Genomic DNA, 17,593 nt, shown 5'->3' with positions numbered 1-17,593 from the left:
GGCAAAGTTGAATGGTGATGAAAAAGAGGCCGTGCCGGTTGGAGACTCGCCGACACGGCCGTGATGGAAGCTCTCGTTGAAGTTGGGAAGGAACCTTAGTGCTTTGGAGAGTAGCCAAAGATCACGGAGAGGATGACGCTTCTTCCTGGCATAAGGGTTGGGTTGTCGGCGAGGTTGACTCCGTTGGCGAAGCCGGTGGGCGCTCCCGAGGGGAAGGCGGTGGAGGTGGTGGTGGTTGCGTTGAAGGGATCGGTGTACTTGAAGCCGCCGGAGGTGAAGGTCTTGGTGACGAGCGCTCCACCCAGGGTGTCGCTGGTCTGGTTGTGAGAGTCGAAGAGATTGGTGAAGCTCAGCCGAAACTTAGTCTGGTTGAAGCGTGACTCGTTGCGGATGGTGTAGTTGATGTAGGCATCGGTGCCGGAGAAGGCGTCGACGCGCTGCTGGTTGTGGTAGGCACCATTGTCCTCCCACTGCGAACCGACACGCTTGTTGAAGATGCTGAGATTCCATTGATGATTCTGATAGGTGACGCCTTCGGATTCGGTGTCAGAGGGTGTTCCGGCGACCCACAGACCCGAGGGAGCCTGGACGACGAGCGGATTTAAGGCGGAGCCTGCAGGACTGTTGACCGTGAGGCTGCCTGTGTATTTGGCTGTGCCTCGAGTGGCGTTGAGATAGGCGCTGAGTCCGAGACCGAGGTAGAGGTTGCCTTCGAACTCGACGCCCTGGGTGACGGAGTCGGGCGAGGCAAAGTAGATGGTTTCACCAGTCTGTGCATCGCCCGAGTTATCGACGGTGGAGGAGAAGCCGTTTTGGAAGTGAATGTGATAGTAGTCGGCGTCGAAGGTGACACGCTTCAGCTTGAGTACCGTTCCGGTCTGATAGGTGGTGTTGGTCTGCGGCTTGGGTGGGACGGCGACCTGTCCACCGGCTACGTCGAAGACGCTGGTGGGAGGGATGACACTGCCGGTGGCGTATTGACCGTAGACAGACCAGTTGGGCAGGATGCGATAGTTGCCGTCAACTGAAGGGAGCCAGGAGGTGTAGTTGGCATGGTTGAAGATGAAGGGTTTGCCGCCGATGCTGCCGATCTTGCCGCCATTGTCTGCGTACTGCTTGAATCCCATGGTGTAGTACGCGAACTTGAGACCGGCGGTGACGGTGAGCTTGCGGGTGGCGTGGAATTCGTATTCGCCGTAGGGCTGGAAGGCGTTGGTCTGGTAGGTTTCGTTGAAGTTGGGGAGAACGTCGTCGACTTTGGTGAAGGGATTGGAGGGAGTCTGATGACGATTGGTGTTAGCCCACTCGTACCAGAGGCCGGTGCGGAAGACGCCGTACTTTGAGGTCTGGCTGACGGCGGAGGTTTCGCCGTACTTGCGGTAGCTGTTGTACTTGTCGACGGCGCAGGGGCTGATGCCCTTGGCCACGGTCGAGGTCTGGGCACAGTTGACGGGATTGATCGGTGCACCGCCCTTGGGCTGCTTGGAATAGTACTCGGAGTTGTCGTAGTTGTAGGTGTAGGGTTTGACGTCGACGCGCCAGCCGCGGCCGAGCTCGGAGTCTACGCCGACGTACTCGAAGTCGGTGGGCACATGGTAGTAGTTGTAGAGATAGTAGTTGGCCTGGGTGGTGTCGGTCTTCTGCAAAAGGTAGTTGTCGCCGTGGGTGATGAGTTGTTGACGGGTGGAGGCGAGGTTGGGGGTGTTGGCATCGACCCAGACGACACCGCTGAAGCCGGTGAGGACGGTCTTGGCCGAGAGCTGATATTGATACTTAAGCGAGCCGGCGTTTCGATTTTGGAGGTTCAGGGTCTGGTAGCCGTCGGACGAGGTGTGGTGCACGTCTACGAAGAGATTTGACTTTTTGCTGTCACCGCCGAAGTTGCCGGAGTTGTATGCGCCGTCGAAGAGGAAGGTGTTGAAGGAGCCGTAGGAGACGCCGCCATGGATGTTTTGATTGGTGAAGAGATCCTTCGAGAGAAGGTGGATAGAGCCGCCGAAGGGCGTGGGTCCGATGGTGGAGGCTGAGCCGGGGCTGCGGTCGAAGTCGATGCTGCCGATCCACTGCGAGGGGAAGAAGGCCCAGGAGTGGTGGCTGGGAGTGTTGGTGTCGAAGAAGGGGACGCCGTCGAAGTCGATGTCGAAGTTGCCATCGGGGAAGCCGCGGAAGGTCGTGGTGCTCTGGCCTAGGCCGACGCCGTTCTGGCTCTGGGTGAAGGTGCCGGGGACCATCTGGGTGAGCTCGCCGAAGTCGGCGATGGGCGAGGCGTAGTTCTGAATGTAGGTGGAGGAGATCTCGGTGCGCGCGGAGGTGGCGCTGAGGAGGGCGTCGAGCGGGGCGTGTTGCGCGGCGAGCGAGTTGGAGGCGTTGGCTTCGACGTTGACCTGCTCGGAGACGTTGCCGATGGTGAGCGCGAGGGATAGATCCTGCGACTGGCCCTCTGCAAGCTGCAGGCCGGTTCGTGCGGCGGAGGCAAAGCCTGGCGCCGTGACCTGGACGTTATATTTGCCGGCGGGCAGACCGCTGACGGAGAAGTGACCCTGGCCGTCGGCGGTGGCTTTGTGAGCTTGCGTAGAGGCTTCACTGGTGACGGCGATGAACGCGCCGGAGACTACGTTTCCCTTGGGATCGAGAATTGTGCCGGTGATGGTTGCAGATTGCTGCGCGTAGGAACGCGGGGAGAGCGTGGTTAGAAGAAGAACCAAGGATAGTTTTGCGGCCAAGCGTTTCCAGGAGAGGAATTGGGTGCGTTTCACGTGTTGCCTCCAGTGCAGGTCAAGAATTGAGTTGTCGTTTTGCTGTTGCAATTTGTTCAAGAGGGCGAGACGGCGGTGGGAAGCCCGAGGCGGGAGCGCGTCTCTTCGCGTGCGGCTGCAAGCTCTTTCTGAAACTGCGGGTCGGCGAGCATGTATCCGAACATGAGATAGGCGATGTCGCGTCCGGCGTCGAGGTCGCTGGGGTAGTGAACGCCGCAGACGATGCGGTTGTGGGCGTAGTCCTCGGCGCGCTTCATGATCTGCGCCTGCTTCTCCGGGACGATCTGCATGAGGGTGAAGGCCATGAGGTATCCGGAGATGGTGTGGCCGCTGGGGTAGGAGTTCGGTTCCTTGCTGAGGGCGCAGACGGGTTTGAGCGTGCTGTCGGATTGGAAGGGGCGGGGCCGGGCGAAGGTGTTCTTGAGCGGTTTGGTGACGACGCCTTCGTCGTTGTGAATGTGGCGGGAGAGAGCGGCGGTGAGAGGCAGCTTTTCGGCGGTGAAGTCCTGGCCGAGGGAGTCTTTGAAGATGAAGATGTCCTGCTCCTGATCGTCTGCGCGAGCGGCTGCGATCTGCTGGGCGGTGCGGGTCTGTTCGACGCGGTGGATGAGGGCTAGCTCGGTTTGAGTTGTGGTGGAATCGGGTGCTGGAGGCGGAGCAAGGAGAAGGGCTGCGTCGAGCGTGGATGGGTTGGCGAAGTAGGCGGCGTGGGGAGCTTTGCTCGATTGCTGTGGGATAGGATCGGACTGCTGCTTCTGAGCGCCGATGAGCGAAGGCGTCAGAAGGAGCAGGAGCATCCCTGCAGAAGATTTATGTCGCATAATGGAAACCGAGCTTAGGGTCGGTTTGTGAACTTAAGGCTTCTGGCCTGTTACTACAGCGTGAATATGAGTCCTAAATGGCTCGCATTTCCATTTTTTTGTTGATATTAAGGTTTCTTTAAGGCTAATTTCAGCAAACTTTAAGTTCGTAGTTTGGGTGGTTCAACGCGATGCGTGAACGGTGGTTGCAGGGTTAATTTCAGACATGATGGGGAAGCGGATCTGAAAGGCAGAGCCTCTTCCCGGGGTGCTCTCGACTGTGAGGTCGGCGCCATGGGCGTCTGCGATCCACCGGCCGATGGAGAGGCCGAGGCCGCTGCCTGCTCTGGATTTTCTCTCGCGGAGATCTGCCTGATAGAAGCGGTCGAAGACGTGTTGGCGCACATCCTCGGACATGCCGACGCCTGTGTCGCGCACCGTGACGATGGCGGCATTGTCGGCGAGGAGGACCTCGGCGCGGATCTCGCCGTGGCCGGGCGTGTATCGAATGGCGTTGTCGAGGAGGATGCCGAGCAGGCGCTGGAGGAGGAGCTCGTCGCCCTGGATGAAGGCGGGTTCGGGGGGAAGGTGCCAGTCGAGCATGATGTCGCTGGACTCGGCGAGGTCTTCGACGCGCCGGCAGCCGCTGACCAGAAGCTCGCAGAGGTCGATCTCCTTGAAGGCGACCTCGTGGATGAAGTTGTCGCTCTGGGCGAGGGCGAGAAGTGCGTCGAGAAGGGTGGAGGCAGTGCGGCACTCTGTGACGATCTTGTCGAGGTCATCGCGGTACTCGTCCTCGGAGCGGCGGCGATGAAGCGAGAGCTGTGCGGTGGCGAGGATGACGGTGATGGAGGTTCTGAGATCGTGGGAGGCGTCGGCGGAGAACTGGCTGAGACGTGAGACGGCGGCGTCCAGCCTGACGAGGAGCTGGTTCCAGGCGATGGCAAGCTGCTGTATTTCGTCCTTTGCTTGCGGGACTGGAAGCCGCTCGGAGAGATTGCCGATGCCGATGCCTAACGCCGCGCGGGTCATGCGGTCGACGGGTTTGAGGGCGTGGCCGCTGAGGAGGTAGCCGCAGAGAGAGGACAGGATGAGCAGACCGGGCATCAACAGCAACAGGGCGTTGCGATATTTTTTGAGGATGTCGACCTCTTCCTCGAGCGATCCACCGATGTGAAGACGCACGGGGTGGCCGTCGAGCAGGATGATGTGGCACATCATCATGGCTGGCTGGGGGTCGAGGATGGCAGAGCGAAAGACCGGGTGGGCGCAGTCTTCGCCCTTGGGCAGAGGCCAGTCGGGTGCAACGCTCTTTGAGGGAAAGAGTGGGGTGCCGTCGAGGTTATGGATCGCGAAAAGATTTCCTTCGTGGGTAACTAGCGCATAGTTGCGGAGCTCTTCTTCGAGGCTGATGGGATCTTTTCTTGCGTTGTTTTCGCTAAGGAGGCTGAGGAGGCGGTCTTCCCTGCCCTGCAGGTGGGTCTTCTTCGCTTGCAGCAGCGTGTACTGCAGCACGCCGAAGCTCATAAGCCCGAACAAGAGAAGGCCGGTGAAGGTGACCAGGAAGTAAAGGAACATCAACTTCGCACGGACAGAGAGCGCGTGCATGCGGTCAGGTCGCCTCAAACATATAGCCGGTGCCGTGGACGGTCCGGATGAGAGGTTCACCATGATCGAGCGGGCTCTCAAGCTTGGCTCTGAGGCCGTGGATATAGACATCGAGGGTGTTCTCTTTTACTTCGGAGGTGCGTCCCCAACCGGCTTCGATGAGCTGCTCGCGGGAGGTGATGAGGCCGCGGCGCTCCATCAAAAGATTCAGGAGCTCGAACTGTTTGCGCGTGAGGGGAATGTCTTTTCCGTGGCGGGTTGCGAGGCGGCGGCTTGGGTTGAGTGTGACGTCGCCGACGCTGATGATGACCGGTTCGGGCCTGGCGACTCTTCGTGCGATCGCGGTGACTCGTGCCAGCAGGATTTCGAGGATGAAGGGCTTGACGAGGTAGTCGTCGGCACCGAGATCGAACGCGTGCAGGATCTTGGGAACGGCATCGACTGCAGTGAGGACCAATACGGGGGTCTTGCAGTGCTTCATGCGGACTCGGTGCAGAACCTGGAATCCGTCGATGCGGGGAAGCAGGATGTCTAAAAGTGCAGCATCGAAGTTTCCTGCGATTAGTCGGTCGGCGCCCTCCTGACCATCGTGGGTGAGAGTGACTCTGTGACCATCTTCCGTCAGGGCACGTTCGACAAGGGACGCAATCCGCTTGTCATCTTCGATGACTAGTACATTCATGAGTGCAGCACTTAGGCTACAACTGGTGGTGGTACTGGAATGTGAACAGATGATTACATAACCAGATTCATCGGGACTCGCGGACGATGCCTGAACTATTAGGGACTACGCCCTCGAAGCGTGATCGTTTCATTTTCATCCCGACCCAAAGTAAAACCCTGGATACCGGAGACGACGTCTTTCGAGAAAAAGCTGCTTAGAGTGGTTAAGAATCAGCTATCAGATGTGCTGCGTGGGAGCAGCAAATGAGCCGGGTCAAACTGACGCTCGATCTCTTCGAGAGTCTTCCCCTTGGTCTCCGGAAGAAAAAATGCTGCAGTAATGAAATAGACGACTGTGCAGCCAGCCCAAACCAGAAACATCAGGTAGTAGCCATATGTCGAAACCAAGGGAAGGAACACGCCAGCGATGAGAGTGGACACTCCTTGATTGAGGAGCAACGCGATACCCATTCCCGCAGAGCGGATGCGAGTCGGCATTAACTCAGATAAGGTAAGCCAGACAACCACACCCGGGCCGATGGAAAAGGAAGCAATGAACAGTGCGAGCCCAAAGGTGATGAACCAACCGGTACGCTCTGCAGGAACATGGCTCAAGAAGGCGCGTTTGATATTCAACTGTTGCGTGGGAAATCGGGGGTCAGGAACTAACGACAGAGTTTCGGCGTAAGTGCTGACCAGGGTTGCCATCCTGTCGCCGGTGCCGTAGGAATAAAGAACCGTCAGAGCCGTTGCGCCCGATTCTTGAGGCGACCAGGTTTTAATATCACTCGAAGGCAATTTCAAACTGTTTTCACGAACCTCCCTTTGCACCTCGGCGGTGATGTCCTGGCGATGAGATTCGAATCCGTAGAATAAGAAGGCTATTGCCAATAGCGCGAGGATAATGCCACCTGTCCCTAGAGTGAGCAAAAACTTTCTGCCCTTCCTGTCGATTAGCGCAATGGCAACAATGGTCATGACACAGTTGAGAAGCTTGACTGCTAGATCCCCTTGCGCGGCATGATTCGCAGACATGCCAGCCTGCTTCAGGATAACGATCAGATAACTGAGAACCGAGTTGATGCCTGTCGCCTGATTACAAGCCAGGATGACACACGCCAGAACGAATGGAACGACATATTTACGTTGCAAGAGTGACCCTGTGTGCGTAGCAGCCTGCGTGTTCTCAAGCGCAAGCTCTTCCATCTCACTCATCTCCCGTTGGGATTCCGCTTCCGATGAGGCACGCCGTAGCGCGATATTCGCCTCTTCTATGCGGCCTTGACGGAAGAGCCAACGCGGGGTTTCGCTCAGGAAGAATGCACCGACAAAAAAGATAACGCCAGGGTAGATGACCGACAGAAACATCCCGCGCCACGCATGGTCTTCAGCCGCCCGGACCAGCGCGGGATCATTTGCGGCTACATGAATCGCCGCCTCAGCCTGATGGATATAAAACCAGCCGATGAAAGCTGCAGCGAGAATGCCAAAGGTGAGCATGAATTGAAAGACCGCTGATCCCCTGCCCCTGGTGTTTGCGCTCAAACATTCAGCTAGATAAAGCGGGACCACGACGGCAATCACTCCACCGCTAAATCCTTGCAGCAGTCGCCCAAGAAGAAGAGGAACAAAGCCATGTGAGAGCACGATGAGACTGACACTCGATACAAATAACAGACCGCTCAGGATAACCATCTTCTTACGGCCAAACCATTCGGCGAAAAATCCGGCGATCAGCGACGAGAGCATGCTGCCACCGAGCACGGCCGCGACGATTGCCGATGTCTGACGGACTGTCAGATCAACAGTCTTGCCCAGATAGAGCAAAGCTGCGGAGATGATACCTATATCGATTCCGTAGAGCAGGCCGCCCAACCCGGCGATACACAGGAGAAATCTATTGTAAAAAACAGGGCTAGTTTTTACTGAAGAAGCTGGGTTCATGGATTCCCTTGAGAGAATTTAGACAGAATCGAAAGGCTTGAGGTAACGACTTGAGTAGAACTCTCTCCCAAAGAACCACCATAACGGACTCTTCGCTAGAGAGCTTTGTTAGACTCACATTCCTTTTTGAAACGACAGCAGGAGTGCCTCTGGGCAGAAGTGGCTCGTTGAACATCTTGACGAGAATCAACTGGAGTTGTAGTGTAATCGAAACAAAACGTAATAAAAAGATACAAATCGATTGAGGCTATGGTGAAAGGTTCTGAAGGCACCTCGGACAAGTTCGTTAGCATGGTAAGCGCTACCGCAGAGGTGGATCTGCGTTTGAGCGATTTTCATCCACGTTCCACTTTGAACAGCAAGGTGCATAGGGTGGAACGCGCTCGATTTCCGGTGATCGACTATCACAATCATCTCGACTCCATGAACCCTCATGACGTTCTCTCCATCATGGATCAATGTGGTGTAGAGCATGTAGTCAACATCACCATGCAGGTTGGTCAAAGAGCATTGGATATGATGGACCGATATCATGCCGCTGCTCCAACGCGCTTCTCGACGATTGGATGGATGGATTGGAGCGGTGTAGAACGCAACGATTTTACTCAGGTAACCCTGGACAGGCTGCATCGGATGATCGATCACGGCGCATGCGGAATCAAGTTTTGGAAAGACCTCGGACTAACATTGCGCGACAGTGACGGTATTCTATTGCGCATTGATGATGAACGGTTTTCTCCCATCTTTGACGCGTGCGGGAAGCTCGGTCTCCCTGTGATGTTTCACACCTCTGATCCCACTGCATTCTTCGAGCCGATCGACGCCGAAAATGAACGATACGAAGAGTTAGCTGCACATCCTGACTGGGGGTTTCATCAACTGCCGGTCACGAAACGTGATCTGCTTGAACAGCGTAACCGCGTCATCGCGCGGCATCCTTCTACTACTTTTGTTGGTGCGCATTGCGCGGAAAGCGGGGAAGATCTGGAGTATCTAGCTGAGCAATTGGATGCTCTTCCCAATCTACAGATCGATATCAGCGCCCGCACTCCCGAGCTTGGAAGACAGCCTTATAGCGCGCGCGCATTCTTCCTAAAATATGCAGACCGTATTCTGTTCGGCACAGATCTGCTGCCTGAGCCTGAAATGTATCGCCTCTATTTTCGTTTCCTTGAGACAGCGGATGAGTATTTTGAGTATCCCTCGCATGCCTCCAGACAAGGACGCTGGAACATCTACGGCTTGTTTCTACCGGAGGAGGTTTTGTTGAAGGTCTATCGAGAGAATGCTCTTCGACTACTGCCGCGGCTTCAATAGTCGAAGCCGCTTCCAGTGTCGCAGATTGGTCCGGCAATGCTACAAAGACTTTCAATTCAAAACTCTAATGAATACTGGCAAAAAGCTTTGAGTATGTTTTTAGAAATTTCCACCGCTGTTTTGGGAGAGAAATCGCTCTCTAAGATTTTTGTCTCGGAAAGCCTCTGTACCGCCCGGTGCAAGTGTAGAGAGTGCGCCCGTTACATTACCCATACGTGCCGCTTCATTTACCGATGCGCCGCGGAGATAAGCGCTTAGGAAGCCCGCGTTAAAGCTGTCCCCTGCTCCTATTGTATCGACGGGAGTTACAGTAAGACCCGGAACATGCTGCCGGATGACTCCATCCTGCACAAAGGCTCCTTTAGAGCCGCACTTAACGACAACCACGCGAACCCGACGGCCAACGATCTCCAATGCCTCTTCAACGGTGGAGACTCCAGCAATACGGATCAGCTCATCTTGACTGGGAAGAAAAATATCAACAAGATCAAGGATCTCATCGAGTACACCTGCCCACTTATCCTCCGGATCGTCATTTGTATCTAGAGAGATGGTCAAGCCAGCTGACTTCAGCTTGCGAAGCAAGTCGGCGAGACCGGGTTGCAAGCCACGCTGGAGATACAACGAGGACAGGTGAAAATGGCGGGACGAGAGAAGGTATTCCATCGGAAGATCCTCTACGGTCATCTCCGCGATGGTCCCCAGGTACGTCAAGATATGACGCTCTTTCCCATGAGGCAGAAGAACGGTCACTCCGGTACCGGAAGATCCGGATTGAACCTGCGACAGATCGACTCCACTTTCGGCCAGCCTGGCAAGCGCCAGCTTCCCAAGATCATCGGGGCCAACGCGTGTCACAAATCCAACTTTTACCCCAAGTGAAGCGAGATTGTGGGCGACAATGGCAGACGAACTTCCAAGGGTTAAGCGGAAGTCCGAGGCCAATAGCTCTCTCTCAACCGGCATTTCCTTAGCTAACCCATAGAGAATAAGATCCAGGTTGATCTCACCTGCAATGGTCACATCGAAGCGCGCTTGCGAAATCGATCCGTCAACAATCATCTCAACCTTATTTACTGCTTTCATAATTAGTTTTTATGTTACTATTCCTTGTGTTTTGTTTCTTTTGTTTTTCTATTTTAGTTTTATCTGGAGGACTGATCCCGTGGGTGCCCTAACAACTTTGCTTGATCTGCCGACCTCCGAACAGGAGTCGCGAGGGCTGATTTTTACGCCGCGCGAGATCGCGCAGCAGCCTGAGACCTGGCGCAAGACAGCGCTGTTCTTCGAGGCACAGCAGGAGCGGTTTCGGACTTTCCTCGAGAAGACGGGAGTAACCGGTCCCCTCGAGAAGCGCCCGATCGTAATGCTTATTGGCGCGGGCACCTCTGACTTCATCGGAGAATCTCTTGCACTCCTGCTCAGGCAGCGCTGGGGTTGTGAAGCAACGGCGGTTGCGAGCACAGATTTGCTGCCTGGTATGTCGGAGTATGTCATCCCCGGACGCCGCTATCTTTGGATCTCATTTTCACGCTCTGGCGACTCTCCCGAGGGGGTCAATGTTCTCGAGCAGGCTCTGGAGATCTATCCCGAGATCTCGCACCTGGTAGTCACCTGCAATCCTAACTCCCGGATGGCAGGACTTGCTGCAAATCATGCCCATGTCTGTACTGCGGTGCTTGACGATGCCGTCAACGACCGCAGCCTGGCCATGACCAGCTCCTTCACCAACATGGTGGTTTTGGGGCACTGCCTGGCGCATGCCTGGAGCTTTGCGGAGTACAAGCCTATTCTCGACGGCATGATCGATGCGGCAAACAAGTTCCTGAGCGATTCTGCTGAGCTTGCGCAAAAGATGGCCCGCCGCCACACACAGCGTATCTGCATGATTGGTTCGGGATCGCTGGCGGCTGTCGCCCGAGAAGCCTCGCTCAAGGTACTGGAAATGTCTGGCGGCCAGGTCAAGACCATGCCACAGACTTCACTGGGGCTTCGTCACGGCCCAATGGCTGCCCTTGATCGTGATACCGATCTGATTTGTTTTCTGTCGTCGGAGCGAACTCGTTTCCGTTACGAAGCTGACCTGCTCCGTGAGATAAAAGCGAAGAACATCACCGCAACGTGTGTCGTTGTAGGTTTGAGATCGTCCGAACGGGAAATTGCTCCTCTTTGCGATACATATCACGCTATCGATGGACTGTTCCCTGACGCCTATCGGCCGCCTGTAGATGTCATCTTCGGACAACTTCTCGGCCTTTATTATTCCATCGCTTTTGGTCTGAGACCAGACGCACCAAGCCCGGCAGGTGTGATCAACCGCGTCGTGAGCGACTTCACGATCTACCGCTAAAGATGTCTTCTATTCTCCAGAATCACCTCAGATTGCGGGAAGATGGAACTCGATCGGGGATTTACTCAGTATGTTCGGCACATCCGCTTGTCTTGCGTGCCGCTGCGGAACAGGCCGTAGCAGATCGAAGTCTTTTGCTAATAGAAGCGACGAGCAATCAGGTTAATCAGATGGGCGGATACACCGGAATGCAGCCTTCCGATTTCCGTCGCTTTGCCGAAACGATTGCAACTGCCGCGCATCTTGAGCCACAGAGACTTGTCCTCGGTGGAGATCACCTCGGGCCGAATCCGTGGCGACATCTGCCAGCATCTGAAGCGATGCAGTACGCAAAAACCATGGTGTCCGCCTATGCCAAGGCCTCTTTTAGCAAAATACATCTAGACGCGAGCATGTCGTGTCTAGATGATCCCGCCATACTCAGTGATGAAGAAGTTGCGCATCGAAGTGCAGCGCTCTGCACCGAAGCAGAGGCAGCGTATGCTGATGAAATAACCAAGCCGGTCTATGTCATCGGAACTGAAGTTCCTACACCTGGCGGGGCTACACATTCGCTCAATAATCTCTCGATAACTCCGCCTAAGTCAGCGTCACGCACTTTATCAATTCATCGACAGGTTTTCATGAAGCATGGTCTGGGAGACGCGTGGAAGCGTGTGATCGCGATGGTCGTGCAACCGGGTGTGGAGTTCGATCATGACAGCGTAGTTCACTATCAACGCTCGAAGGCAAAAGCGCTTGTTGAATGGCGACAACAAGAGAACAGCGACATCGTCTTTGAAGCACACTCAACCGACTATCAGCTCCCACATGCTTACGGTGAGTTAGTACATGACGGATTCGCCATTCTAAAAGTCGGCCCTGCAATGACTTTTGCTTTACGCGAAGCAATGGACGCATTTGCTGCGATCGAGGAGCTGTTGATTGCACCTGAAGAGCAGTCAAAGTTATTGCAGACTCTCGAGCAAACTATGATCGCCAACCCTCAAGAATGGCGCCCTTACTACGAAGGAAGTCCTAGCCAGCAACAACTTCTTCGGCGCTTTAGCTACAGTGACCGGGTTCGGTACTATTGGCACAATCCTGAGGTTGTAGCTTCTGTAAGCCGGCTCATTCGCAATCTCGAAACAACGAAGATTCCTGAGAGCGTTCTCAGTCTTTTCATGCCCGCTCAATATGCGCGTCTACGGCTTGGGCAGATACCCTACGATCCAACATCGCTGATCGTAGACAAGGTCAAGGATGTCCTGCGCGTCTATGCTAAGTCTTGCTCACCAGGTCGCTGAGCCTAACTGGAGAGGCAACTCCACTTTCGATACCACGAACGAAGGTTTCTTCGCTGATCACTTCAGTGAGTCCGGCAATTAGAAATTCAATAGTCCAGGAACGAGTTTGATTGGCCTCAAGCACGGGTGCCACCTTATCGCGGATCGCGTTCTCAAGAGAGCCCCGTGCGGCGACGGTAGGCTCGAGTGCGATTGCAAACTGGCGTCTCTCGGAATCATCTGGCCATCCACCGTAGCAGAGCCACAGACCCAGATAAGGCAGTTGTGCATGATCGAAATGAAGCACAACGCCTCGACCAACTGCAGAGCGAAAGAGGCCACAACGTCCGTACGCCAGTGGCCCCGTATAGAGCATGTCGGCAGTATTAGCGATGGAAGGCAGCGTCACACTTAAATCGATGGGGCCCGATGCATCGTGTGTGATTGGCCAAGAGATCGAATCACCTTGATTGCCCAAGCGATTGCGGGCGGAAGACTCTACCCGTAAGGACGAAACACTCTTCGGTAAGACGATGCGGTCCCCTACGTCAATCGAAAGCAAAGGGTGACACGCATAGAGATACTCGACAGGCTGTGAGCCTAAATTCTGAACTACATAATCAATCCGCAGAGACGTTGGATAAACCTCAAGCCGCTTCGTAAAACGCAGCGGTCGGCTGGTCCCATCAGCTGTGATAGTGACAGAGTGTGCAGTGGCTGGCTCCTGGAGTGTCCACGGAATTGCCCAGAAGTCTCCATGATCGGGTACTTCAAGGTCTGGTATGCCAATTCCCGATCTCGCAACTGTCGGAAGACACTCGTCGATCCCTGAACAGGCCCCATCCTGAAAACTTATGCCTGGAGTCATACGCTCATAAGGGTTGCGTGGACCGGAATCCACCGACTGGAGCAGGAATTCAAACCCCGCGCCTTGCAGCGACTCGATTCTGCCGCCGCTGCCCGGCAGCAGAACTACTTTTATCGGACCGTTCTCCAAAACAATCCGATCGTTGTCTGTGTTCATGCTGTGTCGCACCAATTCTAGTTCGACCGCGTTACTAGACCTGCGTCGCGATTGCCGAGACCTTTCGCTCCCGCCACTTGCCTCGCGTGAAGTCGGGAAATTCCATCGGTGCACTACCGCGACTCACAGAAGCAATACTAAGCGGAGTTACCGAGGACCATGCAGCGGCATCGTAAACATCCATATCAGGCGGCAGACCCTCGCGGACACACTGGAGCAGGCGATAAAGCATGATGTAATCCATGCCTCCGTGACCTCCAATTTTTTTGGCGATCTCTCCTTCTTTCTTCCAGAGTGGGTGCTCATACTCCTTCCACGAGTCGATTGGTTCCCACGATTCGTCTTTGTTCTGACCGTCAAGATAGATACGTGGAGGATAGTCTTCGAAGATCCCCTTCGTTCCCGCTATGAGATTGATGCGGTCGTACGGATGCGGAGTAGAAACCGTGTGCTTTACCGTAATAGTCAGACCATTAGCTGTCTTGATCAATGACGTGTTCATATCGCCTGTGATGTATTTTTCTGTCATTCGAGGATCGCTCGCCTGCAGGTGCTCTTTACGGTACGCATCCAAGCCGCGCTGAGGAGTGCTCATCGAAACGATATAGCCAAACCGATCGCCACGCTGAACTCCCATGTAATTCGCCACGGGCCCCAGGCCATGGGTCGGATATAAGTTACCGTCACGTTTGGTATGCTCTGTCCGTCTCCAAAGCCCCTCGCCAGCGTTAGAAAACAACTCTTCTCGAAGATCGTGAAGATAGGCGCCTTCACCATAAAGCAGATCACCAAATTTACCCGCATGCACCATGCGAAGAATCAGCGTCTCGTTGTAGCCATAGCAGCAGTTCTCAAGCATCGTGCAGTGTTTGCGGGTCTCTTCTGATGTTTTAACGATCTTCCAACAGTCCTCGATCGTCGTGACGGCGGGCACTTCCACAGCAACATCCTTGCCGTGTTTCATGGCAGAGACAGCCATCTCTGCGTGCCAATTCCACGGGGTCGCCACCACAACCAGATCCACGTCCTGTCTGCCTAACATCTTTTCGAAAGCGTGCGGGCCATCGGTATATAACTCGGGGCTCTTTTGACCTGATCCCACAACCAACGAAGCGGCGTGTTCGGCCTTCTCTTTTACCACGTCACACAGCGCTACTACTTGAGCATCCGCGGCCAGCAGATTTTCAAGGAGATTCGTTCCGCGTCCGCCTGTGCCGATCATAGCGATCCTTGGATTACGCTTTTCAAAAGGAACGTCGATCATGCTGGCCGATCCGCCCGCTTCTGCCTGTGCCAGACTTCCAAGGCTTGCACTTACGGCACTGGCTGCGCTTATCTGCACAAATCGGCGTCTAGTCCACGATCCCAATCCGGTAACCTTTTCGTCGAAACTCATGTGAATTCTCCTTGGATTTCTGATCGCAGAGCATTACCTAAGTTAAATCAATTCGCAAGCAATCGAAATGTTTAATCTTTCGCATAAGAGTATTTGAATTAAACATTGAGTGTCAAAGCCATAATATGTCGCCGCAGTGAAGATATGTGAAAGATAATGAAGCCTATTCATGCTAAAATTGGCACACCGCGACGCTCCAGTAAACCTCTTGGCGTCTGTCGCATTAGAAAATGACTCCGGGAGATCCCGCTTATGGGTGCAGCTGTCGACATAATACCGCCGCAGCGTAACGTTGCCGTTGATGCCTATCGCGGTCTGGTCATGCTTTTGATGATGGGCGAAGTAATGCAATTTGAGACAGTTGCCCACTCCTTCCCAAACAGCACCCTATGGCGCATCCTTTCCTTCAATCAGACGCATGTCCAATGGGTAGGGATGGGGCTTCACGACATGATTCAACCATCTTTTACCTTCCTTGTCGGCGTCGCGCTTCCCTATTCTTTGAGAAGCCGCCACCGAAAAGGTGAAACATTTCAGCGGATGGTCGGCCATACGATTTGGCGAAGCTTTCTTTTGGTAGCGCTCGGGATCTTTCTGAGGTCCATCCACAGCGAAATGACGAACTTCACCTTTGAAGACACTCTGACCCAGATCGGTCTTGGATACACCTTTGCATTTCTCCTTACTTTTGTCCGACCTCGCTGGCAGTGGACCGCCTTTGGAGTGATCCTGTTTGGCTACTGGTTGGCATGGGCTCTCTATCCGGCCCCTGGACCGGCCTTCCCTTATGCTTCTGTCGGAGTGCCTGACGACTGGCATCAGCATCTCTTGCACGGATTCGCTTCACATTGGAACAAGAACAGCAACCTTGGTCAGGCCTTTGATCTATGGTTCCTGAATCTGTTTCCGCGGCCAAGTCGGTTCCTCTTCAATGACGGCGGATATCTCACTCTCAGTTTTATTCCTACGCTCGGCACTATGTTGCTCGGCTTGGCCGCGGGCCGTTGGCTGATTGCGGACAAACCGAATGTCCCATTGCGCAAGTTTTTGACCGCAGCTGTCATCCTGATAGCTGCGGGCCTCCTGCTGCACTTCACAGGAATTTGCCCCATTGTCAAAAGAATTTGGACGCCTGCATGGACACTTTTTAGTGGCGGAATGTGCTTCCTTTTTCTTGCCGCGTTTTCATGGATCGTGGACATCAAGAAACATACGCGTCTTGCATTTCCTCTTGTCGTAATTGGCATGAATTCAATCGCAGCTTATCTAATGGCTCATCTTTTCGAGGATTTCGTTGAGAGCAGCTTCCGCATCAATTTGCGCATGGCGACGCTCAATATCTTCGGCACTGCTCTCGAGCCCGTCACACTTGGGCTCCTTACGCTCGCAGTTTACTGGCTTATACTTCACTGGATGTTCCGGAATAAAATATTTCTTCGCATCTGATCACGAGGGATGCTCAAGCTCTTTTGAAGAAAATGACCTGCCGTGGCCCGGGTTGTCTCCGATATGCTGTACTTATTATTCCGGCTTCGATCTCGCGTAGACTTTGCACTGAGAGCAGCGCGGCATCTTTCAGGAGAGCGGAGTGGGTGAAATGAAGAGAGAAGTAGCTGAAAACCATACAGGCGAGTCGCGCGTAGAGGAGCCTTTGCAGGAAGGAATGATGGCAGAGGAGCGCCGAATGCAGATTCTCCAGATCCTGAGGTCTGAGGGCCGGGCAAAAGTAAACGAACTCGTGCGCCGCTTCAATACCTCGGCGGTCACCATCCGCAGCGATCTCAATGAATTAGATCAACGAGGCCTTGTGCAGCGTTCACACGGCGGCGCGGTCATCCAAGACACTGTATTTCGCGAGTCTCCTGTACACGAACGCATCAAGAGCCAGTCAAAAGAGAAACAACGCATTGGCGCAATGGCGGCTACGCTCGTTCGAGAGGGCGAGACGATCATCCTCGATTCAGGCACCACAACGCTCGAGGTCGCTCGGCATCTCAAGAATATCCCGCATCTTCAGGTCATCACAAACGGAGTGAATATCGCAGCCGAACTTCTTGGTTCACGCAACACCCAGATCATCATGATGGGTGGCACTGTACGTAACGATTCAGCCTCAATCGTTGGTCGGGCTACCGAAGATATGCTTGAACAGTTCTCAGCGGACAAACTATTCCTGTGCGGCGCAGGCTGCGATCCCGACTTCGGCGTGAGCGGCACAAATCTGGAAGAGACAATGGCCAATCGCGCAATGCTGCGTGCGGCACGTGAGATCATCGTGGTCGCCGATGCTAGTAAGTTCAGCAAGCGCAGCATGTCCTTGATAGCCTCATTTTCAGAGGTTGACATGGTTATCAGTGATGTAAGCTTGCTACCTGAACTTCAGGAAAGAATTCGATCTTTTGGTTGCAAACTGATTCTGGTTTAAAAAACGTTGATTAGGTATGCTCTGCGCTGGTGCAGATAGAGTTCT

Annotated in this window: 13 protein-coding genes; 5 read left to right on the top strand and 8 right to left on the bottom strand. The window is 54.4% G+C overall.

From position 1 onward, the window contains the following. Positions 1–95 precede the first annotated feature (95 nt). From HDF08_RS04870 to HDF08_RS04850, 5 genes are all read right to left on the bottom strand, one after another. Positions 96–2,756 carry a TonB-dependent receptor gene (locus HDF08_RS04870; RefSeq protein WP_373563122.1) on the bottom strand — a complete coding sequence of 887 codons (2,661 nt, stop codon included), beginning with the start codon at positions 2,754–2,756 and terminating at the stop codon, positions 96–98. A gap of 56 nt (positions 2,757–2,812) precedes the next feature. After that, complete coding sequence (locus HDF08_RS04865; protein ID WP_179637440.1) at positions 2,813–3,553, bottom strand: acid phosphatase; 741 nt, start codon at positions 3,551–3,553, stop codon at positions 2,813–2,815. Positions 3,554–3,739: 186 nt separating this feature from the next. Then, complete coding sequence (locus HDF08_RS04860) at positions 3,740–5,164, bottom strand: ATP-binding protein (RefSeq protein WP_179637439.1); 1,425 nt, start codon at positions 5,162–5,164, stop codon at positions 3,740–3,742. A gap of 4 nt (positions 5,165–5,168) precedes the next feature. Further along, on the bottom strand, positions 5,169–5,846 hold the full coding sequence (locus tag HDF08_RS04855; RefSeq protein ID WP_179637438.1) for a response regulator transcription factor: 678 nt from the start codon (positions 5,844–5,846) through the stop codon (positions 5,169–5,171). 212 nt (positions 5,847–6,058) lie between these two features. Further along, the gene (locus HDF08_RS04850) at positions 6,059–7,771 is read right to left on the bottom strand and encodes an MFS transporter (protein ID WP_179637437.1); all 1,713 of its coding nucleotides are present in this window, start codon (positions 7,769–7,771) and stop codon (positions 6,059–6,061) included. A gap of 249 nt (positions 7,772–8,020) precedes the next feature. Between HDF08_RS04850 and HDF08_RS04845 the strand changes: the two genes are divergently transcribed. Further along, positions 8,021–9,088 carry an amidohydrolase family protein gene (locus tag HDF08_RS04845; protein ID WP_179637436.1) on the top strand — a complete coding sequence of 356 codons (1,068 nt, stop codon included), beginning with the start codon at positions 8,021–8,023 and terminating at the stop codon, positions 9,086–9,088. Positions 9,089–9,187: 99 nt separating this feature from the next. On the opposite strand, the gene HDF08_RS04840 is transcribed toward HDF08_RS04845, so the two are convergent. After that, complete coding sequence (locus HDF08_RS04840; RefSeq protein ID WP_257030871.1) at positions 9,188–10,174, bottom strand: carbohydrate kinase family protein; 987 nt, start codon at positions 10,172–10,174, stop codon at positions 9,188–9,190. 31 nt (positions 10,175–10,205) lie between these two features. On the opposite strand from HDF08_RS04840, the gene HDF08_RS04835 reads away from it, so the two are divergent. Both HDF08_RS04835 and HDF08_RS04830 read left to right on the top strand, forming a co-directional pair. Next, the gene (locus HDF08_RS04835) at positions 10,206–11,438 is read left to right on the top strand and encodes an SIS domain-containing protein (protein ID WP_257030870.1); all 1,233 of its coding nucleotides are present in this window, start codon (positions 10,206–10,208) and stop codon (positions 11,436–11,438) included. A gap of 2 nt (positions 11,439–11,440) precedes the next feature. After that, a complete protein-coding gene (locus HDF08_RS04830; RefSeq protein WP_179637435.1) occupies positions 11,441–12,724 on the top strand; it encodes a D-tagatose-bisphosphate aldolase, class II, non-catalytic subunit in 1,284 nt (427 codons plus the stop codon). Here HDF08_RS04830 and HDF08_RS04825 read toward each other — a convergent pair. Both HDF08_RS04825 and HDF08_RS04820 read right to left on the bottom strand, forming a co-directional pair. Continuing rightward, a complete protein-coding gene (locus HDF08_RS04825) occupies positions 12,699–13,727 on the bottom strand; it encodes an aldose epimerase family protein (RefSeq protein WP_179637434.1) in 1,029 nt (342 codons plus the stop codon). The two genes, HDF08_RS04830 and HDF08_RS04825, sit on opposite strands and share 26 nt — an antisense overlap. Positions 13,728–13,761: 34 nt before the next feature. After that, positions 13,762–15,123, bottom strand: coding sequence for a Gfo/Idh/MocA family protein (locus HDF08_RS04820; RefSeq protein WP_179637433.1), 1,362 nt, complete (start codon positions 15,121–15,123; stop codon positions 13,762–13,764). 252 nt (positions 15,124–15,375) lie between these two features. Here HDF08_RS04820 and HDF08_RS04815 point away from each other — a divergent pair, with 252 nt between their 5' ends. Both HDF08_RS04815 and HDF08_RS04810 read left to right on the top strand, forming a co-directional pair. Continuing rightward, a complete protein-coding gene (locus HDF08_RS04815; protein ID WP_179637432.1) occupies positions 15,376–16,569 on the top strand; it encodes an acyltransferase family protein in 1,194 nt (397 codons plus the stop codon). Positions 16,570–16,720: 151 nt separating this feature from the next. Next, complete coding sequence (locus tag HDF08_RS04810; RefSeq protein ID WP_257031042.1) at positions 16,721–17,548, top strand: DeoR/GlpR family DNA-binding transcription regulator; 828 nt, start codon at positions 16,721–16,723, stop codon at positions 17,546–17,548. The last annotated feature ends 45 nt before the right edge of the window (positions 17,549–17,593 follow it).

The sequence above is a fragment of the Tunturiibacter empetritectus genome, from assembly GCF_013410875.1.
Classification (GTDB): Bacteria; Acidobacteriota; Terriglobia; order Terriglobales; family Acidobacteriaceae; genus Edaphobacter; species Edaphobacter empetritectus.
This window is presented reverse-complemented; position numbering and strand designations above follow the sequence as displayed.

Bases quoted from the DNA above. Each gene is read 5' to 3' on its own strand.
- HDF08_RS04865 (WP_179637440.1), bottom strand. From the start codon at position 3,553: ATGCTCCTGCTCCTTCTGACGCCTTCGCTCATCGGCGCTCAGAAGCAG.
- HDF08_RS04860 (WP_179637439.1), bottom strand. From the start codon at position 5,164: ATGCACGCGCTCTCTGTCCGTGCGAAGTTGATGTTCCTTTACTTCCTG.
- HDF08_RS04855 (WP_179637438.1), bottom strand. From the start codon at position 5,846: ATGAATGTACTAGTCATCGAAGATGACAAGCGGATTGCGTCCCTTGTC.
- HDF08_RS04850 (WP_179637437.1), bottom strand. From the start codon at position 7,771: ATGAACCCAGCTTCTTCAGTAAAAACTAGCCCTGTTTTTTACAATAGA.
- HDF08_RS04845 (WP_179637436.1), top strand. From the start codon at position 8,021: ATGGTGAAAGGTTCTGAAGGCACCTCGGACAAGTTCGTTAGCATGGTA.
- HDF08_RS04840 (WP_257030871.1), bottom strand. From the start codon at position 10,174: ATGAAAGCAGTAAATAAGGTTGAGATGATTGTTGACGGATCGATTTCG.
- HDF08_RS04830 (WP_179637435.1), top strand. From the start codon at position 11,441: ATGTCTTCTATTCTCCAGAATCACCTCAGATTGCGGGAAGATGGAACT.
- HDF08_RS04825 (WP_179637434.1), bottom strand. From the start codon at position 13,727: ATGAACACAGACAACGATCGGATTGTTTTGGAGAACGGTCCGATAAAA.
- HDF08_RS04820 (WP_179637433.1), bottom strand. From the start codon at position 15,123: ATGAGTTTCGACGAAAAGGTTACCGGATTGGGATCGTGGACTAGACGC.
- HDF08_RS04815 (WP_179637432.1), top strand. From the start codon at position 15,376: ATGGGTGCAGCTGTCGACATAATACCGCCGCAGCGTAACGTTGCCGTT.
- HDF08_RS04810 (WP_257031042.1), top strand. From the start codon at position 16,721: ATGAAGAGAGAAGTAGCTGAAAACCATACAGGCGAGTCGCGCGTAGAG.